The organism is Paenibacillus sp. FSL H8-0122 (assembly GCF_038005345.1).
Classification (GTDB): domain Bacteria; phylum Bacillota; class Bacilli; order Paenibacillales; family Paenibacillaceae; genus Paenibacillus_AQ.
In genome coordinates this window covers 6,868,588-6,886,470 of the sequence record NZ_JBBOTB010000001.1, presented here as the reverse complement: position 1 = coordinate 6,886,470, position 17,883 = coordinate 6,868,588, and the positions used below count along the sequence as shown (strand labels likewise).

The window sequence follows — 17,883 nt, the reverse complement described above, 5'->3', positions numbered from 1 at the left end:
TTGACTACGATTAATGAGGATAGACTACAAGTTATACGTGCGCTTCAAGTGCAAATTCAATCTTTCCCACAGGGACAATCGGGTGACTTCAGCAGATGGGTAGGTACTACCAGCCGCATTTTAGAGCGTCTCTTCCCCGATCAGTCTATAGCACAGAAATTTGTCTTGCTCACCAGAGCAGATATACTCCAGGCACAATTATACCTGGAGAATTTAATTACAGATATTAACGATGGGCTTTTCGATGATGCCAAACCACTTAATGAAATAGATGAAGCACATTTTCATCTTATCATCAGCAGAGTTCTTCATAATTTCGATAAGCATATTTACGAAATGTATCAGAAGCCTGTCCATGGAAAAGGAACACTGAAGCTAGAGAGCCTTGCCGACATTTCACTAGGTAACGAATATGATGTGCAGCGGTTGCTATATTCACTGCTCCGTCCCATTTTTCCTGAAGCAAGGGTCGAGGTACCCACTGACGGAGGATACAAGGGCTATCGCTTCGATATATTTATAGATTCCTACGAAACTGTAATTGAAGTTAAATGCTCGCGTCCCAATATGTCAGAGCGGAAGCTCACCGAGGAAATCGGATCAGATGCATTTCATTATCCCAAAAAGCACATCTATTTTTTCATCTATGATAAAGCAAAAATCATTACAAATGTTGAGGCATTCTGTAAGAACTATAACAGGACTCACGATTCTAAGCAGATAAAAGCAATAATAATCCAACCAGTTAAAATAATATAAGAAAAACAGGCCGCCTTCCTTCTCGGAAGCGGCCTGTTTCCTATCCCTGCTCTCAGGCAGCACGCTATACTTCTCCTGTTGTCATCCTATAGCTCTCACTCCCCCTCCGTCTTCTTCGGCGCAGGCCGCTCATACACCACAGCATAATTCTGGCTGCCCAGCAGAATCCGTTTGCCCTGGAACTCGTCATAGATGTTCAACCGCACCGTGCCGCCGTTAAGGGCCTTGTATGCTTTGTTGTTCAGCGGGAAGGACAAGCTGCCCGTGGCTCCCGCACCAGCCGGTCCGTCTCCCAGTGGCAGAAGCTGCTCCGACGGCTGACCGAACGGATCGATCAGCTCGGCTACGAGCTTATGCTCATTCGCCTCAGCAACATACTGCTCACTGCGGGTTAACCGGTAGTTCATCTGTACCTCTATGGACTCCCGGTCTTCAGGCATAGTAGCGGTCACCTGGTTCACGGACAGGGAGTACGGGAACAGGTCCAGCTTCTGAAGGGACGGCTGCGGAGCAGGATTGGCCGGACTCAGCCCCAGGCCCACGGTCTCGATATAAGCGGCCGGCACTGCGCCGGGTGCGGTCAGCTTGCCTTCGGCGGTGCCTTCCCCGAGGAAGAGGGTTAGATCCGACGCGTTGATCTCCGGAGGAAGCTTGCTCCATACGGTTACCAGACTCTTCTCTTTGGGGTTCAGAGCCGCGGCGGACTGCGAGATGACCGCCTCGAAATACTGCCGATCCGGGGTCCGGTAGTAGCCCACCAGCTGCGCCGGCTGGGTCTTGCGTAATTCCTCGTTCGTCATTACCAGCTCAGTATAGATCAGCTTGGAATCGGCGCCCGGATAGATCCGGCTCTGCCGCTCCAGAATCTCTGCCTTCTTCCCGGCCAGCTCCAGGCGGAAGGGTTCACCGGCCGCTACGGTTCTTAAGGTATTCTCCACCTGGCTGGTGAACAGCGTAAGGAAATTCGCCTGGGTCTCTTCCGAAGGATACTGGAGGATCACCTTCAGCTTCGTCAGCTGATAAGAATAGGGAAGGTTCCCCGTAATATACAGAACCGCTGTCTCCTGCGGGGCCAATTGGCTCTTGGAGCCTTCGATCACCATCTGCGCACTGCCGCTGATATCGAGATCCCCCGCCTTCAGAAGCGCTGTTAGCGCCGGGAGCTGCACATTCGTGGACCCTGAGTTGCGGAGGCTGATCTTGGTCACGACCTGATCGCGGTCCGACCACGGCAGGCGTTCCACCGATTCCAGCTTCACCACGAAGGTACCCAGACTGTTCTGTACGGGGTACTCAGTCGCCAGCAGATGATTCGGCTGCAAGGAGTAGGGAATCTGATAGTAAGCCGCCGGGAAGGCGATCCGGCCCTCTTCTGCCGGCTCGTTCATCTGTAGCTGGAGCACTCCCTGATTAAGCTTCAGGGGCAGCTCTGCGCTGAGCTCGACCACCCGCTCTTCCAGCGGCTTCAGACTGAGACCGGCCAGTGCCTTATTGCTGACCGGATAACTGTACCCTTCAGCAGTCGTCAGGCTGAAGGGGTAGGCCGGAATCGTCACCGCTTGGTTGCCTGTGTTGCGCACCCGGAATTTCAGGCTCCATTTCGCCAGATGATCCTCCGAATACACCGCCGTGCTCGCCAGCTGTGTCTCAATTGTATTGTTAGCAACCTTAAGCTTCGCGACGGCATTAGCGGGTAGGATGAAGTTGGGCGACTGTGCAGCAGGCAGCTTATACTCAGCCACCGGCAGGTTCAGCTGCAGCTCGCTGTCTTCCTGGACGAATTGCAGGGACATATTATCCGTCTTCGTATAGGAGGGGATGTCCGCCAGATACTGCACGGTCCGTTGCTCCTTGGGCTGAATCTGGTAATCGGCAGGAGCGGCATTCAGTTCAAATCTGGAGCCTCCCGAGGATATCAGATATCCCTTCAGGCCCGTGTCCTTAAGCACCTTGGTGCCCGAATTGGCGAAGCTGATGCCTACCCTGGCATACACTTTTCCGTTAGCCTTAACGATCTGCAGGCTCTCGGCCTTACTGATCACCGGCATACCCGCCAGGACCAGCTTCTTGCTCTGCCCTCTGGCGGTGGCTTCCGAATAGGAACCCGGAATCGTGAACATCCCCAGCTTCTTCTGGTAATTCGCCTGGCTGAAGTCCCAGCCGTACAGGGCGATGCGGACTCCGGTTATTTTGGCAGCCTTCCCCGCATTGACATAATACGTGACCGACTGGCTGCTATTAGCCGGAATAGACTTGATCGCAGCACTGCCTGTTACCGGCTTGCCTTGAATAACTGCGCCGCTTGAGGTAGTAACCTTGGAGAAATAATCAATCAGGCTCACGTTGCTGTTACTCCCGTTGACGTAATTCAGGGTGTACGTAATCATATTCCCGCTCTCCTGGGGCTGAAGGGCAGCGTCCAGCAGCTTCACGCTCACCCCGCTCTTCAATGAGACCGCCCCCAGTCCCTCCAGCGTGGACACGGCGGCTGTAGCCGCCTTTCCCGCTGAAGGCCCGGCCGCCGCATAGGCTCCGAAGGCGATGGACTGGTTGAGAACCGCCAGGCTTAGCATGGCGACAGCATATTTTCTAGTGGAATGATTCATAATTCTCTCCTCCCTTAACTTCGCTTAAGCTTGCGGCAGCCGGACCTCGAACCTCGTCCGCAGCTCATTGCTCTCTACAGACAGGCTCCCGTCATGCTGCTCTACAATATTCCGTGCAATGAACAGTCCCAGGCCGGTCCCGCCCTCCTGATGTGTCCGTGCCCGGTCCCCCGAGTAATACATCTCGAAGATATGCGGCTGCTCCTCCGGCGGAATGGGATTTCCGTAATTGATGACCTCAACCGCTACTGAACCTGAATCAGGGCGGCTGTTAATATCCACATAACCGCCTTCCTGCCCGTAACGGGCGGCGTTGGTCAGCAGATTGCCTAATACGCGTACCAGCAGATCCCCGTCCCCGTAGATCATTAGGCCAGGAGTCACATTCAGCCGGGAGGTCAGGCCATTGCGCTCGAATACCGGGTACATCTCCTCGTTCAATTGCCGCAGCAATTCGGTAATATCCAGATATGTCTTCACCACAGGCAGTGTGCCATGGTTCATCCTGGTGATCTCGAACAGCCCGTCAATCAGCTTCTCCAGCCGCTGGGACTTGGTGAAGGCAATCGTCGCGTAATGCCGGATCGTCTCCACTGGTAATTGCTCATCCCTCAGAATCAGATCCAAATATCCGAGAACAGACGTCAGCGGTGTACGCAGATCATGCGCCAGATTGACGACTAGCTGGTCCTTGCTGCTCTCGGCGAAATCACCTCTTTGTACCGCCTCCTGCAGCTTGGCCCCGGCCACATTCAGATCCTCTGCGATTGCGCTGAACTCATCCCTTGAGGCAATCCGCACCTGATTCTGGAAATCTCCGCCCGCCAGATGATGAATCCCCTTGGAAATCTCGTTAAGGTAGCGGATGTACGGCTTGGTGAACATGAAGAATAAGATCAGCATGATCGGAATGAACAGCATCAGAGACACATTGAAGTCTCCGATCCTGTAGATGAACCGGCGGATTTCCGCCTCCGGGTCCTCCCACTTCACCCCTGCGTAATAGAGCTGAAGCAGCTTGAAGATCCCGTAGGTAATCCCGGCGGAGAGCAGCATGCTTACGCCCAGTAACTGAACCAGTCTGGTTCTGAAGCCCCGGCGTCTCTTAGGCATTGAACGTGTACCCGACACCCCAGATGGTCTTGATGAACCGGTCCTTATTCTGATCCTCTCCCAGCTTCCTGCGCAGGGTGCGGATATGTACCATCACTGTATTCCCGCTCTCATAGTACGCCTCGCCCCATACCTGCTGAAATATGCTCTCTGCACTGAACACCTGCTTCGAGTGGCTCGCCAGCAGATAGAGGATGTCGAATTCCTTCGGCGTAAGGTCAATCTCTTCTCCATACAGCGTAACGGTGTGCTGGTCAGGGGAGATGATCAGCCCGCCCAGCTCCAGAACCGAAGTCAGATGGGCACCCGGAGGCTGGCTGAACTGCAGGGAGCGCCGTAACTGGGAATTGACCCGGGCCAGCAGCTCCATCGGATTGAAGGGCTTGATCATATAATCGTCCGCGCCCATGACAAGACCGGTAATCTTATCGAAGTCAGAAGTCTTGGCACTGAGGAAAATAATCGGCAGATTATGCTTCACCCGCACCTGGCGGGTGACCTCGTATCCGTCCAGCTTCGGCATCATAATATCCAGGATGGCCAGATCAATGGATTGGGACTGAATAGCCTGAACGGCCGCTTGGCCGTCGGATACCTGAATGCAGTGATACCCTTCCTTCTCCAGGTGCAGGGCAATCAGGCCGGCAATCTCTTTCTCGTCCTCTGCGATCAGAATAGTAACTCGCTTCATACAGGGACCCTCCTAGGCCTGAATCTATTCGTTAAGGTACGTAGTCGCCTTGTTCTGAATCAGCTTGGCCACATCCTCTGCCGTCTTCTGTCCGCTGAAGAACGCGCCTGCTTCCTCGCCGATGATGCTCAGAATCTTCACATCCATCATAGCGAAGTTATCCGCTGTATCCATCATGTCTTGGAACACCTTGAATTGTCCCTCAGGAACACTTGCAAGCTTGCCGTCCGGGAGCTTATACGTCCCGCTCTTCACCTGCTGCTGAAGCTCACTGAACTGCTTCTCATTAAGCGATCGGAGCAGGGAGAAGCCTTCTCTGCTCTGCAGGGACTGAACTTCATCAGAGAGCAGGAACTCCATGAACGTCCAGGCTTGTTCGGCAACCGGCGATTTGGCCTGTATAGCAAACGTATAGCTCGGAATAATTCTCATGGCCCCGGAAGTTCCGCTATGCGGCTTATACAGCAGCTTCGGATTGGCAAAATTGGTATACGGAATGTTGATGAAATCCGCCGGGCCCTGTATAACGGCAGAATAGAACAATTGATTCTCGGTCTCCACCGGCTCGGTGGTCATCAATTTCTCCTGATACATCTCGTTAATCTCCCGCATCATAAATATGAAGGCAGGGGAATCAAACTTGGCCTTGCGTGCAGCTACGTCTACGAACTGGTTATAGCCGTCGACCACCATCTCCTGAAGCAGCATATCCGGCGGATTATTCGGAAGCGCGTAGCGGTGTGCGGCCCCCGCTTGTTGCTCCGACGCGATCAGCGATTTGGATAATTTTTTCCAATCCTGCCAAGTCCAGCTCTTATCAATGATTTCCGCTTGCTTAAGTACATCCCCGTCTCCAAAGAAAGCTCTCAGGCTGAACCCGGATGGAATGATATAGGTGCCCCCGTTCACCTTCAGCGCATCCAGCACATTCATTTGCAGGTCCTCCTGCTTCAGCGTCTTCGACTGCTTGAGGTAATCATTCATATCAAGGAATAGCTTCTTGCTCACGTAATCACTGGCGGGCAGACTGCCCGTTTCATAAATATCGGCTCCTTTGCCTGAGAGCAATGCCGTACCGGCGGTTTTCTGATACTTCTCATAATCCGGCCCCTCCATCTTCTCGCTGATCCCCTTATACGCCTGAATCTGCAAGTCGATATCCGGGTAAGCTTGTTCAAACTTCTGCTCAACCGCACGGTAGAACTCACTATCCTGCTGGACCGATAACGTAACAACCGTCTTCCCCCCAGTGCTTGGAGCCTCTGTATTGCTCCCTGAACTGCATGCTGACATCATCGTTGTAAAAGCAAGGCTCATCCCCAGCCAGCCCATTTTGTTAATCATCTTCATCTTTCGCTACCTCCAATAATTGTTCGTATAGTATGCTGTACTCCTACGGCTATTGCAGACGTACGCGGTTCCCGTCCTGCAAGGGCTCACTGCTCTCCAAAATAATCATCTCGTCCCCATACAGGTTATCCGTCTGAATCATGCTGTCCGGGCCGTTCGTGATACTGGAGCGGATCTGAACCTCGCGGGCGACAAACGTATTGCCTAATGCCCCCCTCTGCTCCTCGATGGTATAGACGAAGCTGCGCCCGCCCGTCTGATGGATGGCCTTAGTCGGTACCACCACGCCCTCCTGAAGGGACGGCTTCTTCAGCTTAATCTGAACCTGCTCACCCCCCTGGAGCGAACCCTCATTCATTACAATGAAGACCGTCTTCTGCGCGATGTCCTCCGCCCCGCTGTTATCCTCACCGGCCGGACTTCCCGCACGCGCCTGAGCGCTCTTGATCTCTGCAATCTTTCCCGGCAATATCCGGGCCGATGGCCCCTCAGCAGAATGAACCTCCACCTCAAGCTTCTCCCCCAGGGTAATTCCAAGGCTGGATAATAGCCCAGCGTCCGCTGTGAAATCGAATTGGAACCCCTCGCGGCTGCTCGACAGCACCAGATCCGGCTCGCCCGATGACAGTATCCCCGGCAGGGCATTCAACTGGGTCACAATCCCGTCGAAGGGTGCCTTAAGCTGCTGCTCCGCCGTTAACCGCTCTCTCAATCCGGCAATTTTCCGCGCCTGGGTGACCTGATCGACCTTGCCCGCTTCAATCTCGCGCCGTGCCTTGCGAATCTGAAGCTCATCGCCTTCCGCATACGTCTGAATGAACTGATCCTGCAGCGTCTGCTGCGCGATCTTTTGCTTATCGAGCGCCGCGACTTCATCCTTCAGCTCCGCTTCGGCGACCTGGCTGTCATAGCGGATCAGCGTCTGCCCCTTCGTGACCCGTTCCCCCTCCTTCACAAGAACCTGCCTGACCTTCCAGCCGCTGGCATTCAGGAGCTTCGCTTCTCTCAAGGGCGTAAGCTTCCCGCTGCCCTCCAGCGTGAATTCTAGGCTCTTGGTCTGCGGCTTGACCGTGGTCACCTTGGGCAGGGTCAACGACTGCAGCGTATTGCTGAAGAAGGTGAAGAAGAGTAACACGCCCATGAGCAGAAGGAAGGCTGTTCTGATATTTTTTTTGCGCCTGCGGTCTGCGGGCACTCCTGTAGTCTCCATTTCCCCGTTCTCCTCCTATCCTCATAAGTCCCTCATATGCGAGCCCTAGCCCTTGATCCCGGATAACTGAATGCCCTCAATGAAATACGTCTCCGCATACAGGAAGAGCAGCACCATCGGTGCCATATAGATCATGGAAGCGGCGAACGCCAGGCCCTTCTCACTGCTGATATTCGATAAGTAGACGGATAAGGGCTGCCTCAGCGGGTCGTCCAGGAAAATAAGCGGCTGCTCCACCATATTCCAATAATCGACGAATAACAGAATCGTCAGAGCGGCCAGACCCGGCTGAACCATCGGAACAATAATCGTATAGAAAATCCGCAAATGTCCGGCTCCGTCCATCTTGGCCGCTTCAATATAGGCATACGGGATATCCAGCATGAACTGCCGGAGCATGAACACACCGAATGCGGCAAAAATACCGGGCAGGATAATGGCACCCGCGCTATTCAGCAGCCCCAGCCGGTCTGCCATGATGTAGTTGGGCACCAGCGTAACCTGGAAGGGCATCAGCATCGTCAGGACATAGACCAGAAACAGCGCTTCCCGGCCCCGGAATTTCAGCTTGGAGAACGCATATGCCGCGAGCGCGGCGATCAGCGTCTGTCCGGCAATGATCGGCACCACCAGGAAGACCGAATTCCAGAACATCGACAGGTACATCGGGCTGTCCAGCAGCACCTTGCCGTATTGCTCCAGGGAGACCTGGTCCGGCAGCCATTTCAGGTTGGCGAACGGATCGCTCCTGCCTGGGGTTACCTGATTCATCTGTCCGATGGGGCCGTAATTGATCCCGATTTCGCGGCTGCTCATGAACGAATTGATGAGGGTCACTCCGATGGGGAACAGCATCAGGAGGGCAATCGCCCCCATCAAGACGGTTAACGTCAGCTTTTGTATGACTTTACCAGCTGCCAAGACTCCTTCACCTCTATTCCATATACCGCCGGTAGCGGCGTTCCATAGCGAACAATCCCAGCACGATGATCAGAATGCCGCCGACCATTAAGGTCGATGCAGCCGTCATCTTCTGGAGGTCAAGCGACAGGAACATATTGTTCATATAGTGCTGCAGCATATAGATACTGTCATGCGGGTAAGCTCCGGCAATCAGATATGTCTCCCGGAAGACCTTGAAGGAATTAATGACCGACATAATGACGACAAAAAACATCGTAGAGGTTAAATAGACCAGCGTAATGCTACGGAACTGCCTTATACGTCCGGCCCCCTCGATCTGGGCGGTCTCATAATAATCCTTCGGAATCTGCTGCAATCCGGCCAGGAACAGGATCACGTTATACCCGATGTTTTTCCAGACATACATCAGCATGATGACATTCCGCGCAGCCTCCGTCTTCATCCAGTCCACCCGCGTCCGGCCGAAGCCGCTCAGCCAGGCATTAAGCACCCCGTTCCAGTCGAACAGGATCTGCCAGACCAAGATAATCGAGGCTACAGGCACGACCAGCGGGAGTACGTACGCAGTTCTCAGCCATTTCTGAAAATACAATTTCCTGTGCAGCAGCAGCGCTAGTCCCAGCGACAGCACAATCAGCAGCGGAACACTCACCACACTGAAGTAGAAGGTATTAGAGGCCGCCTTCCGGAAGGATTCGCCCGCAATGACCTCCCGGTAATTATCCAGTCCCACATAGTGGCCCCCCACCGTGCGGTCCATGAAGGAGTAGAACACGCCCATGCCGAACGGAATCAGATAGAAAAGGGCGAACCCAACCACACTGGGTGCCAGAAATAACCATGCAATCGATGAATCTTTACGGGCCCAATTCTTCAAGTCGCTCCCTCCCTGTACTCAAGAATAGGCTCAACTGTTTAAGAACAAGTCGGGTAAAGATTAAAACTTTCTTAAATTGTCTGCGCAGCAGCACATTCGGACCGATCGCCCTCTCGCCGGCAGCAAAAAAGCCGCAAACGGATGTCTCATCCATTCGCAGCTATATTCGTGTAGCGCAAACTCACTACTTCACCGGCTGTACCTCCATGACCTTATCCTTGAACCGGTACGTCACACTAACATTCTCGATAACCGCTGTGTCGTCGTAGGCCAGGGAGCCCTCGAACACTAACGTATCATTATCTTTCCACACAAGTTGACTCGGATAGCTGTAATTCTCATGATCCGTGCGGGACCACGTGTCCAGCTTGCACTGCGCGCCATGCCTGATCCTAGCCGACTCTACCAGCTCCGGGCTGATTGTCCCCTTCTCCACATTCAGGATCTGCACGAATTCACTTTTGTTAGAGCCGGTGACCACTGCCAGGAGCTTCCGGTCCGGTGACGGGAGGATTTCCTTAATGTACATGGAAGGGGCCGCGAAGCTGAAATACGGTTCAAGCACATCATCTTGTATGCGCCACAGTACATTCTGGGTACCGTAATCCGAATAGTTGTTGAATAAGGCGAATACGATGCTCCCGTCGGCCATTTTGTGGAGATACGGACTCTGGTAGCTTTTCGACAGGATATCTGTGGCAAAAGCAGCCGCACCCGCGATCTTCGGAGAATCATCCTTCAGCAAAGGCTGAAGCTTCTGCAACGCCAGCTCCCGGGCCTGCGGGTCATTGAAGCTCTCCACCAGCCGGTTCACCGCAATGTATACATATTCATCGTTGCCGCTGGCTAACGCCTTCAGGAATTTGTCCGCCTTATATTGAGCAGGAGGGGCCAGCTCCATATCCTCCGCTGTCAGATAACGGATGTAAGGCTCCGCCGCTTTATTCTTCGTGTACTCCGTGGCAAGCAGCGCGGTAGCCGTAGAACTGTAGACGACCAGACAGGCGACCAGTGCGATCCATCTTTTGGAGAACCCTCTTCTTCTGGATCTTCCCCTTACTCCGCTGTGTTCGGCCGCCGCAATCAATTCCTCGTCAATCAGTCCGATCTCCTTATACAAGTCCTCCCGCTTCATAGGTGAACGCCCTCCTGGTCTAAATGAATTCTAAGCTTGTTCCGGGTCCTGAACAGGCTCGACTTCACCTTGCTGCTGCTCATATCGAACCTGCCAGCGAGGGATTCTATGGAATCCGCATACCAATACCGTCTGATGAATAAATTTCGTGTCCCCTCCTCCAGCCCGTACAGGAATTCATTGATCAACCGGGCGGTTTCGCCGGCAGCAATCTCCGTTTCTACCGTTTCCGCTGCAGGCAGGCAGTCTTCCAGCTCCTCCAGAATCACCTCAAGCTGGCGGCTCCGCTTCTTGGCCGTATTATACCCATACTTATCGAGTGCGATATTGCGGGTGATCCGCCCCAGGAATACCGGCAGCCTTCTCGGCTGGTTAGGCGGTATAGCGTTCCATGCAGCGAGGTATGTATCGTTCTCACACTCTTCGGTATCGGAAGGGTTAGCAACAATGTTTCTGGCGATCGCCCGGCAGTAAGCACCATATTTGTTCCGTGTCTCCGTAATGGCCTGCTGTGAGCGCTGCAAGTATAGCTGAATGATTCCCTGATCTTCCATCTGCTGTTTCTCCTTTGGTATCCTCTTATCTATATAGTAGAGAATTCCGGGTGCCGGTTGCACTTATACGCTAATCTTTTTTAACGCAAAAAATCCCGGAACATAAGCATATCACTGCTTACACACCGGGATAGAGATAGCAATCTATAGGTTAACCGAGGACCGGCGGGTCCTGCTCATCCATGCTGTCATCCTCCATGTCTGCCGGTTTCAGGGTTACTCTAATGTCCACAATCAGGGTATCCATCAGCTCCGTATCGGCCCAGGCTGAGCCGTCCCATACCTGCTTGCGGTAGATAACGGTTATCTTGTAATCACCTACAGCAGACGGAACATATGCAGCCTGATACACCTCATCCGTTACGGTGAAGACGCCTGCCATACCTTCCTCTGTGGAGCTCCAGGCCTCCGGATGATAACGTTCATCTCCGGGAGCGTCAGGTGCTACGCTCTGGTTATGGCCTTCAGCCGTCAGGGTGATGATCTCCCCTGCAAAAGGGCTGCCCGGGCTAACGCTGAGCCGGTTGCCTTCAGGCGTAACCGTTTCATACACATCGAGGGTTACCGTCTTAAGCGCACTGGCCGTCACCTTTTGTATTCCTGTAACACGGGCATTATCGAACACCGTATTCTGGGAGGTTGTTCGGAAGCCGATCTTACCTGCAGTTAATTCTGTTATCGGGTTCGTCCATTGGAGCTTTAACTGGCCGTCCACAAATCCTAGAATCCGATTCCCTTTGATGACCGCCTTCAGCGTATACCACTGGCCCGCAGCCGCATCGGCGAAGAGGGTACTGGACACCGGGGTCAGCGTTCCGTTTACCGCCTTGAACAGCTCCAGCTTCTTGTCGTTGACATTGATCCGGTACATGTAATAGTTGTTGGCGTCTTGCACACGGAAGAGAATGCCGGCATTGGCATTAGCGATGGGAACCTTCACCTTGGCTTCCATAGCAATATCTTGCCATGAATCCCCGGCTGTAATGAGCCCCGCCCCATTTCCTTTTGTCTGAATCAAGGCTTTCGTACTGCCGTCAGTGGTTACACTCCAGGTCCCGCTGGCAGCCGTCCAGCCCGTCGTATTACCATCCTCAAAGTTATCCGTGAACCGGACGGAATTCGGATTGGCATCAATCGGAGTCTCGTCCACATCTGTAACCTGAATCGTGAAGCTCTTCTCCAGCGACAGGCCATTGGCGTCAATGCTCTTCACCCGGATGCTGTAGCTGCTCTTCGCTTCATAATCCGGCGTAGTGCGGAGGGTCAGCCTGTCTCCCTGCGGGGCAATGGAGAAGCTGCTGTTATCGGCGTCTCCTTGCCCCGGAACCAGCGCGTAAATAAAGGTCTGGCCCGCATCCGGATGGGCTGTAGTGAAGGTGCCCACTACACCGCCTGGAGTAGTCAGCTCCGGCACCTGGGTAGCGCTGAGTGTAATATCCGTGGGCGGATTGTGAATGGCGGTCACCTTGGCATCATCATACCAGACCCCGGCTGAAGTGGTGCGGAAGCCGATTCCGCCCGAGGTTAATTCATTGACCGGGTTGGTCCATGTCGTCTTCAGCACTCCATCCACATACCCTTTGACGGTATTGCCTTGAACCGTCGCCTTAAGGGTATACCATTGGTTCTTGACAGGCACGAACGAGGTGTTCGAGACCTGCGTCAACGTTCCGGCTACAGCCTTGTAGAGCTGCAGCTGGCTTGTGCTGGCATCAATCCGGTACATATAGAAGTTGTTCTGATCCTGCACCCGGAAGACAATGCCTGCGTTCTCGCTTCCATTAATAAGAGGCAGTCTGGCTCTGGCTTCATACGTGTAATCCGTCCAGGATGCACCGGCCTTGGCGGTAATCAGCGCCGTCGTGGTCTGGCTGGTGGACAGCACCCGGTTCCCTGTTCGATCGGTTACCGCCCAACTGTTGGCGCCTGAAGCCACGGTCCAATCCGGGAGCAGCCCGGAGGTGAAGTGATCGCTAAACCAGGCCTGATCCGTATTCGCGAAGACTACCCCGCTTACATTCTCATTCTTGATGCTCACCTTCAGGTCACTGAGATTCTTCGCCAGCGTTCCTTTGACCACCACATTTTCAAAAGTTACCCCGTTCACCATCCCGCCTCTGGTGGGATTGCCCTGAATAGGGGAATCTCCTCCCGTCTCGCGGACATTGATGTTCCGGAGAATGACATTGCTTACATCACCGGATGTACTGGTGGAGACCCGCAGCCAGTAATTGCCGAACTGGTTGATGCCCACCCGTTCAATATCGATATTCTCGAAGGTCACATCCTGGGCCCAGCCTTCGACCGGGAGCGGATTCTCTGTATAGGCATGATCCACCAGCAGCGCCCGCGCGCTTTGATAGACATACGAATTGCGGATGGTTACGCCAATCTGCGGCGTGCATATGCCCATCCCCAGCTTGAAGGCGGCGCAGCGTGTCCAGGCGAAGCAGTCCTCAAAGACCACATTCTCCAGATGCTCGATGGCTCCCGGCCAGTCCTTGGACATTCCTTTCTGCGGCCAGGTCTTGGTGGAGAAGGTATCGTCATCCGAGATGGCAAGGGCATGCTTCACCAGCACGTTCTGGCTCTCGTTAATATCGATGGCATCATCCTCAAGCGTAAATAAATCCTGGTATCCCTTATAGTTGGTGATGGTCACGTTATCGGAGCGGACCACCAGGAACGCCCAGAAGCCGCCGTCCCGCAGGGTTAACCCGTCGAACTTGAAGTTGCTGGTCGCCATCGGCACCACCAGGTTATTGATGAATCCCTCTCCCTGCTTATGGGTTGCAGGCGGGTTGGTCATCTTGCGTTTGCGCATTTCTATCCCTTTTCCGTCGATCGTTCCGCGCCCCCGCATGGTGATATTCACGGAATTGGTGGCGGTGCGGATGAAATAGGTTCCATCCGAGATCGAATCCTTGCGGAAGTCATTCCGGTAGTCCTCGCCCCGGCCTGTACCGACGATGACTGCACCCCCGGCCAGATAGAACGTTACATTGCTTTTGAGGGTCAGATTGCTGCTCTTATATACGCCCGCCGGAATATAGACGATACCGCCTCCGGCCTGATTGGCAGCATCAATCGCCTGCTGGATGGCGCCCGAGGTGATCGTTGCCCCCGTCTTGTCTGCGTTGTACGGTGCAGCGGTCACATTGTAGATTCCCGGGCCGGAGGACGCGGGGATGTCTGTCTCCAGCGGATCGGCGGCGATCACGAGTCTTTTGCGGCGCTTGTCCGGGTCCTTCTCATTCGGGTCTTCGTTCGCAGGTGCATTAATGTCGACGATCACATAGGTAGAGGCCGACAGGGTGAAGGTCAGCTTGTTGCCGTTGACCGTTCCCGTGATGTTCTTGGCCAGCGGGCTGATCGAATACGAGGTGATTGGCTTGTCTGCCGTCACCTCAAGGCTAATGGTTCCTTCAAAGGAGAACTGGGCATAATCATAGTCGGGTAAATACTTGACGACGGGGACCGCCTCATTGTTCACCTTCAACGAGTAAACAGAAGACGGAGTATAGATAGACGGCATCGGGTAATTCTGGATGGTTGCCGGGCCAGCGGCGGCCACCTGCGGCACCGGTTCCGTTCCCGGTTCCGGTTCAGCCGCACCGGCGGTCTGCGGGATGAACCCCGTGAATGCGACGGCAAGCACCAGCAGCAATCTCAATACTTTGCGAGTAAGCATAAATACCTCCTCCAGATCGATTTGGCTCCAGGCAACCGCTTTCAATTTCCAGCAGGATACATAGAGTCATTCCTTACTATAATCCCGGGCCAAAAAGAAAGGAGGGTGGCAAACCCACTCTCCAGGGACACAATTATACTGTTCTGCACCATCTGTTAACCTTAGATGTTATGCATTAGATGAATGCTTCGAAACGCCCCTCTGCATTTACTGTCGCTGTCTGCGGATCCGTCTGGCCGATCCCCTTCAGGAACCCCTTCCACTCGGTCCTCATCAGCGGACCCTGGACATTCTGGAAGGCTGTGCTTACGTCGGTGGAAGTACTGCTGCCGGCTTTGCGTGCAAGCTGAACCTCCAGCAGCCGGATCTGCCGCTGCAGCTGCTCACGGCGGTAGGGCACGGCCTCGCTGCTCTGTCCCGCGTTCACCCGGTCCAGCTCCAGCATCAGCCGATCCCGCTGCTTCTCCAGTGAGCTGACATCGCTCTGTGTGCCGCCGTAGGCCATGATGACCTGTACCGGACTGATTCCTGATACACTCTGTCCTATCATGATCCATCCCTCCAGTCCTTGGGTCCCGCCGCATTCCGGATGATCGTGCCTGTAACGTTTCCGCGCCGGGATTGCTGTGGCTACAGTTAAAGCTTCTATATCTGTCTATTACCCTGCCTCTTCCGGTATGACTACAGCTTAGCCGCTGGATGACTCTAAAATCTATCAAAAAATCCCAAAAATACAATTTACATAATATGTTATATATGGTATCCTTATGGTGGATGCGCTTACATTTTATGCCGTAAAAGAAGAGCTCTGCTTCATAGAGGGACATAAGAGGACGGATGAATCAGGTTTGGCCTAATCTATTTAAACTAAGGAGGATATGTGAAATGAAGAAGATGATGACTCGTATTGCCGCTTTGGCTCTGACGGCAGCGCTGATGCTGCCCGCTATGTCCTATGCCTCGCCGGTAGCCGAAGAGCAGGAGTTGAGCCTCTCTGCGGATGCCGCTGCGGCTATAACCAGTACCATCACTCCCGCTCCGCAAGGCTATGACGGATACCGCAATAATATTCCCCACGGCAACGTACAGCAGATTTCTTATTATTCGACTACCGTAGGTAAGTCAAGAAACGCAATGGTATACACCCCTCCGGGCTATACCCCTTCCAAGACCTACAATGTTCTTTACCTGCTGCACGGCATCGGCGGAGATCAGAACGAATGGCTGAACGGGATGAATCCACGGAACATTCTGGACAACCTGTACTCCCAGAACAAGCTGGAGCCGATGATTGTCGTGTTCCCGAATGGCCGCGCGATGGCGGATGACCGCCCGATCGGCGATATTTATGCACCGGACAAGGTAGCCGCCTTCGAGCGGTTTGAATTCGACCTGATCAATGATCTCATTCCTTATGTCGATTCCCACTTCCCGGTATACAAAAACAAGCAAAACCGCGCCCTGGCCGGCTTATCGATGGGCGGCGGACAGACGCTGAACTTCGGGCTCAAGCATCTGGACAAGTTCTCCTGGATCGGCGCATTCTCCTCTGCTCCGAATACGAAGCCGGCCTCACAGCTGATCACGAATCCGGCGCAGACGGCCAGCCAGCTGAAGCTGCTCTGGATCTCCTGCGGTGCTTCCGACGGCCTGCTGTATATCAGCCAGAACTTCCATAACAGCCTAACCAGCATGAATGTTCCGCATCTGTGGTATCTGGATGTCGGCGGACATGAAGGCAAGGTCTGGAGCAGCGGACTGTACCAGTTCTCGCAGCGGATCTTCAAGTAATTTAGGTCATAGGCTGCCCTCTCCCGATCCGTTATGGTTGGGGGAGGGCAGTTTTTCTTGATAAGGCCCGGCCAACTTTAAGGAGGGCAATATGGCGAATGCGATAACGGATTACTATGATTCCTATGATGAAGAAGGAAGGCTGTCCAGGGATAACGGTCATCAGATCGAATGGATCACAACGATGGCCTACTTCAAGAAGCTGTTTAAGCCGGAAGCCTACATTCTTGACGGCTGCGCAGGGACAGGGAATTACTCTTTTCCACTGGCAGAATTGGGGCATAAGGTTGTATCTGGAGATCTCGTTCCTTATCATGTAGATATCCTAAGAGAGAAGCAGAGCAAGCATCCGGTATTGGCCGATATGTATGCAGGAAGCATCACGGATTTATCCCGTTTTGACAGTGAAACCTTTGATGTTGTTTTGAACATGGGAGCCTTTTATCATATCGGCAATGAAGACCGACAGCTGGCCATGGCCGAATGCCTGCGCGTGCTGAAGCCGGGAGGGCTGCTGGCAGTCTCATATATTAACAATGCTGCCGTTTCGTTATTAAGCATAGGCGATAGGTTAGGGAATATGGATGATGTGCTTACCTGGCATACCAACCAGACGAAAGATGGTCTATTCCTACATATGTCCCCCTTGGAAATCGAACGCATAGCAGCGGCCTATCACACAGAGCTTGTGGCCCATATTGGAACAGACGGCGTCGGTTATCTGTTTGCCAAGCACATCAATGAGGCACAGCAAGAAGATTTTGAACGCTGGCTTCAGCTTCATCTGCGGACCTGTGAGGACAAGAGTCTGCTCGGGTATAGTTTGCATGGACTGGCTATTTTGCGAAAATGATAGAAATAGACCTACCATTTGGCCCGCGCGCCCACGCAATGCCGAATGTGATCGGTTTTTCGATTACATCTGGCCCGCGCGCCCACGCAACGCCCAATGTAATCGGTTTTTCGATTACATTCGGCCCGCGCGCCCACGCAACGCCCAATGTAATCGGTTTTTCGATTACATTGGGCCCACGCGCCCACACAACGCCGAATGTGATCGGTTTTTCGATTACATTCGGCCCACGCGCCCACACAACGCCGAATGTGGTCGGTTTTTCGATTACATTTCGCAGACGCACTCTCCAAAGAGCACAAGAAAACTGCACGCTCATCGCGTGCAGC

At 53.7% G+C, this 17,883-nt stretch carries 15 protein-coding genes; 3 read left to right on the top strand and 12 right to left on the bottom strand.

Going from position 1 to position 17,883, the window contains the following annotated elements:
* A complete protein-coding gene (locus NSS64_RS29620) occupies positions 1 to 759 on the top strand; it encodes a PD-(D/E)XK nuclease domain-containing protein (protein WP_341142440.1) in 759 nt (252 codons plus the stop codon).
* A gap of 95 nt (positions 760 to 854) precedes the next feature.
* Here the strand turns inward: NSS64_RS29620 and NSS64_RS29615 are convergent, their stop codons facing one another.
* The 11 genes from NSS64_RS29615 to NSS64_RS29565 all read right to left on the bottom strand — a co-directional run bounded on the left by NSS64_RS29615 (position 855) and on the right by NSS64_RS29565 (position 15,460).
* Positions 855 to 3,365, bottom strand: a complete 2,511-nt coding sequence (locus tag NSS64_RS29615; RefSeq protein WP_341142439.1) for a hypothetical protein — start codon at positions 3,363 to 3,365, stop codon at positions 855 to 857.
* Positions 3,366 to 3,389: 24 nt separating this feature from the next.
* Positions 3,390 to 4,478, bottom strand: a complete 1,089-nt coding sequence (locus NSS64_RS29610) for a HAMP domain-containing sensor histidine kinase (RefSeq protein ID WP_339252366.1) — start codon at positions 4,476 to 4,478, stop codon at positions 3,390 to 3,392.
* The gene (locus NSS64_RS29605; protein WP_341142438.1) at positions 4,471 to 5,169 is read right to left on the bottom strand and encodes a response regulator transcription factor; all 699 of its coding nucleotides are present in this window, start codon (positions 5,167 to 5,169) and stop codon (positions 4,471 to 4,473) included. The genes NSS64_RS29610 and NSS64_RS29605 overlap by 8 nt, the downstream gene beginning before the upstream one ends.
* A gap of 24 nt (positions 5,170 to 5,193) precedes the next feature.
* The gene (locus NSS64_RS29600) at positions 5,194 to 6,519 is read right to left on the bottom strand and encodes an ABC transporter substrate-binding protein (RefSeq protein WP_341142437.1); all 1,326 of its coding nucleotides are present in this window, start codon (positions 6,517 to 6,519) and stop codon (positions 5,194 to 5,196) included.
* 49 nt (positions 6,520 to 6,568) lie between these two features.
* A complete protein-coding gene (locus NSS64_RS29595) occupies positions 6,569 to 7,729 on the bottom strand; it encodes an efflux RND transporter periplasmic adaptor subunit (RefSeq protein WP_340994990.1) in 1,161 nt (386 codons plus the stop codon).
* A 45-nt stretch (positions 7,730 to 7,774) separates the two neighbouring features.
* Complete coding sequence (locus NSS64_RS29590; protein WP_341142917.1) at positions 7,775 to 8,605, bottom strand: carbohydrate ABC transporter permease; 831 nt, start codon at positions 8,603 to 8,605, stop codon at positions 7,775 to 7,777.
* A 58-nt stretch (positions 8,606 to 8,663) separates the two neighbouring features.
* Entirely contained in the window at positions 8,664 to 9,530 is an 867-nt protein-coding gene (locus NSS64_RS29585; RefSeq protein ID WP_341142436.1) for a carbohydrate ABC transporter permease, read from the bottom strand.
* A 184-nt stretch (positions 9,531 to 9,714) separates the two neighbouring features.
* The gene (locus NSS64_RS29580) at positions 9,715 to 10,665 is read right to left on the bottom strand and encodes a hypothetical protein (protein WP_341142435.1); all 951 of its coding nucleotides are present in this window, start codon (positions 10,663 to 10,665) and stop codon (positions 9,715 to 9,717) included.
* Positions 10,662 to 11,219, bottom strand: coding sequence for an RNA polymerase sigma factor (locus tag NSS64_RS29575; protein ID WP_341142434.1), 558 nt, complete (start codon positions 11,217 to 11,219; stop codon positions 10,662 to 10,664). Before NSS64_RS29575 ends, NSS64_RS29580 begins: the two co-directional genes overlap by 4 nt.
* Positions 11,220 to 11,370: 151 nt before the next feature.
* Entirely contained in the window at positions 11,371 to 14,910 is a 3,540-nt protein-coding gene (locus NSS64_RS29570; protein ID WP_341142433.1) for a family 16 glycoside hydrolase, read from the bottom strand.
* Positions 14,911 to 15,085: 175 nt separating this feature from the next.
* Positions 15,086 to 15,460 (bottom strand): hypothetical protein, encoded by a 375-nt coding sequence (locus NSS64_RS29565; RefSeq protein ID WP_339252383.1) that lies wholly within the window; start codon positions 15,458 to 15,460, stop codon positions 15,086 to 15,088.
* A 335-nt stretch (positions 15,461 to 15,795) separates the two neighbouring features.
* Between NSS64_RS29565 and NSS64_RS29560 the strand changes: the two genes are divergently transcribed.
* Positions 15,796 to 16,701, top strand: a complete 906-nt coding sequence (locus NSS64_RS29560) for an alpha/beta hydrolase (RefSeq protein WP_341142432.1) — start codon at positions 15,796 to 15,798, stop codon at positions 16,699 to 16,701.
* A 91-nt stretch (positions 16,702 to 16,792) separates the two neighbouring features.
* A complete protein-coding gene (locus NSS64_RS29555; RefSeq protein ID WP_341142431.1) occupies positions 16,793 to 17,554 on the top strand; it encodes a class I SAM-dependent methyltransferase in 762 nt (253 codons plus the stop codon).
* Here the strand turns inward: NSS64_RS29555 and NSS64_RS29550 are convergent.
* On the bottom strand, positions 17,538 to 17,840 hold the full coding sequence (locus NSS64_RS29550; RefSeq protein WP_341142430.1) for a hypothetical protein: 303 nt from the start codon (positions 17,838 to 17,840) through the stop codon (positions 17,538 to 17,540). The two genes, NSS64_RS29555 and NSS64_RS29550, sit on opposite strands and share 17 nt — an antisense overlap.
* Between the last annotated feature and the right edge of the window lie 43 nt (positions 17,841 to 17,883).

Bases quoted from the DNA above. Each gene is read 5' to 3' on its own strand.
- NSS64_RS29615 (WP_341142439.1), bottom strand. From the start codon at position 3,365: ATGAATCATTCCACTAGAAAATATGCTGTCGCCATGCTAAGCCTGGCG.
- NSS64_RS29610 (WP_339252366.1), bottom strand. From the start codon at position 4,478: ATGCCTAAGAGACGCCGGGGCTTCAGAACCAGACTGGTTCAGTTACTG.
- NSS64_RS29605 (WP_341142438.1), bottom strand. From the start codon at position 5,169: ATGAAGCGAGTTACTATTCTGATCGCAGAGGACGAGAAAGAGATTGCC.
- NSS64_RS29600 (WP_341142437.1), bottom strand. From the start codon at position 6,519: ATGAAGATGATTAACAAAATGGGCTGGCTGGGGATGAGCCTTGCTTTT.
- NSS64_RS29595 (WP_340994990.1), bottom strand. From the start codon at position 7,729: ATGGAGACTACAGGAGTGCCCGCAGACCGCAGGCGCAAAAAAAATATC.
- NSS64_RS29590 (WP_341142917.1), bottom strand. From the start codon at position 8,605: ATGGGGGCGATTGCCCTCCTGATGCTGTTCCCCATCGGAGTGACCCTC.
- NSS64_RS29580 (WP_341142435.1), bottom strand. From the start codon at position 10,665: ATGAAGCGGGAGGACTTGTATAAGGAGATCGGACTGATTGACGAGGAA.
- NSS64_RS29575 (WP_341142434.1), bottom strand. From the start codon at position 11,219: ATGGAAGATCAGGGAATCATTCAGCTATACTTGCAGCGCTCACAGCAG.
- NSS64_RS29570 (WP_341142433.1), bottom strand. From the start codon at position 14,910: ATGCTTACTCGCAAAGTATTGAGATTGCTGCTGGTGCTTGCCGTCGCA.
- NSS64_RS29565 (WP_339252383.1), bottom strand. From the start codon at position 15,460: ATGATAGGACAGAGTGTATCAGGAATCAGTCCGGTACAGGTCATCATG.
- NSS64_RS29560 (WP_341142432.1), top strand. From the start codon at position 15,796: ATGAAGAAGATGATGACTCGTATTGCCGCTTTGGCTCTGACGGCAGCG.
- NSS64_RS29555 (WP_341142431.1), top strand. From the start codon at position 16,793: ATGGCGAATGCGATAACGGATTACTATGATTCCTATGATGAAGAAGGA.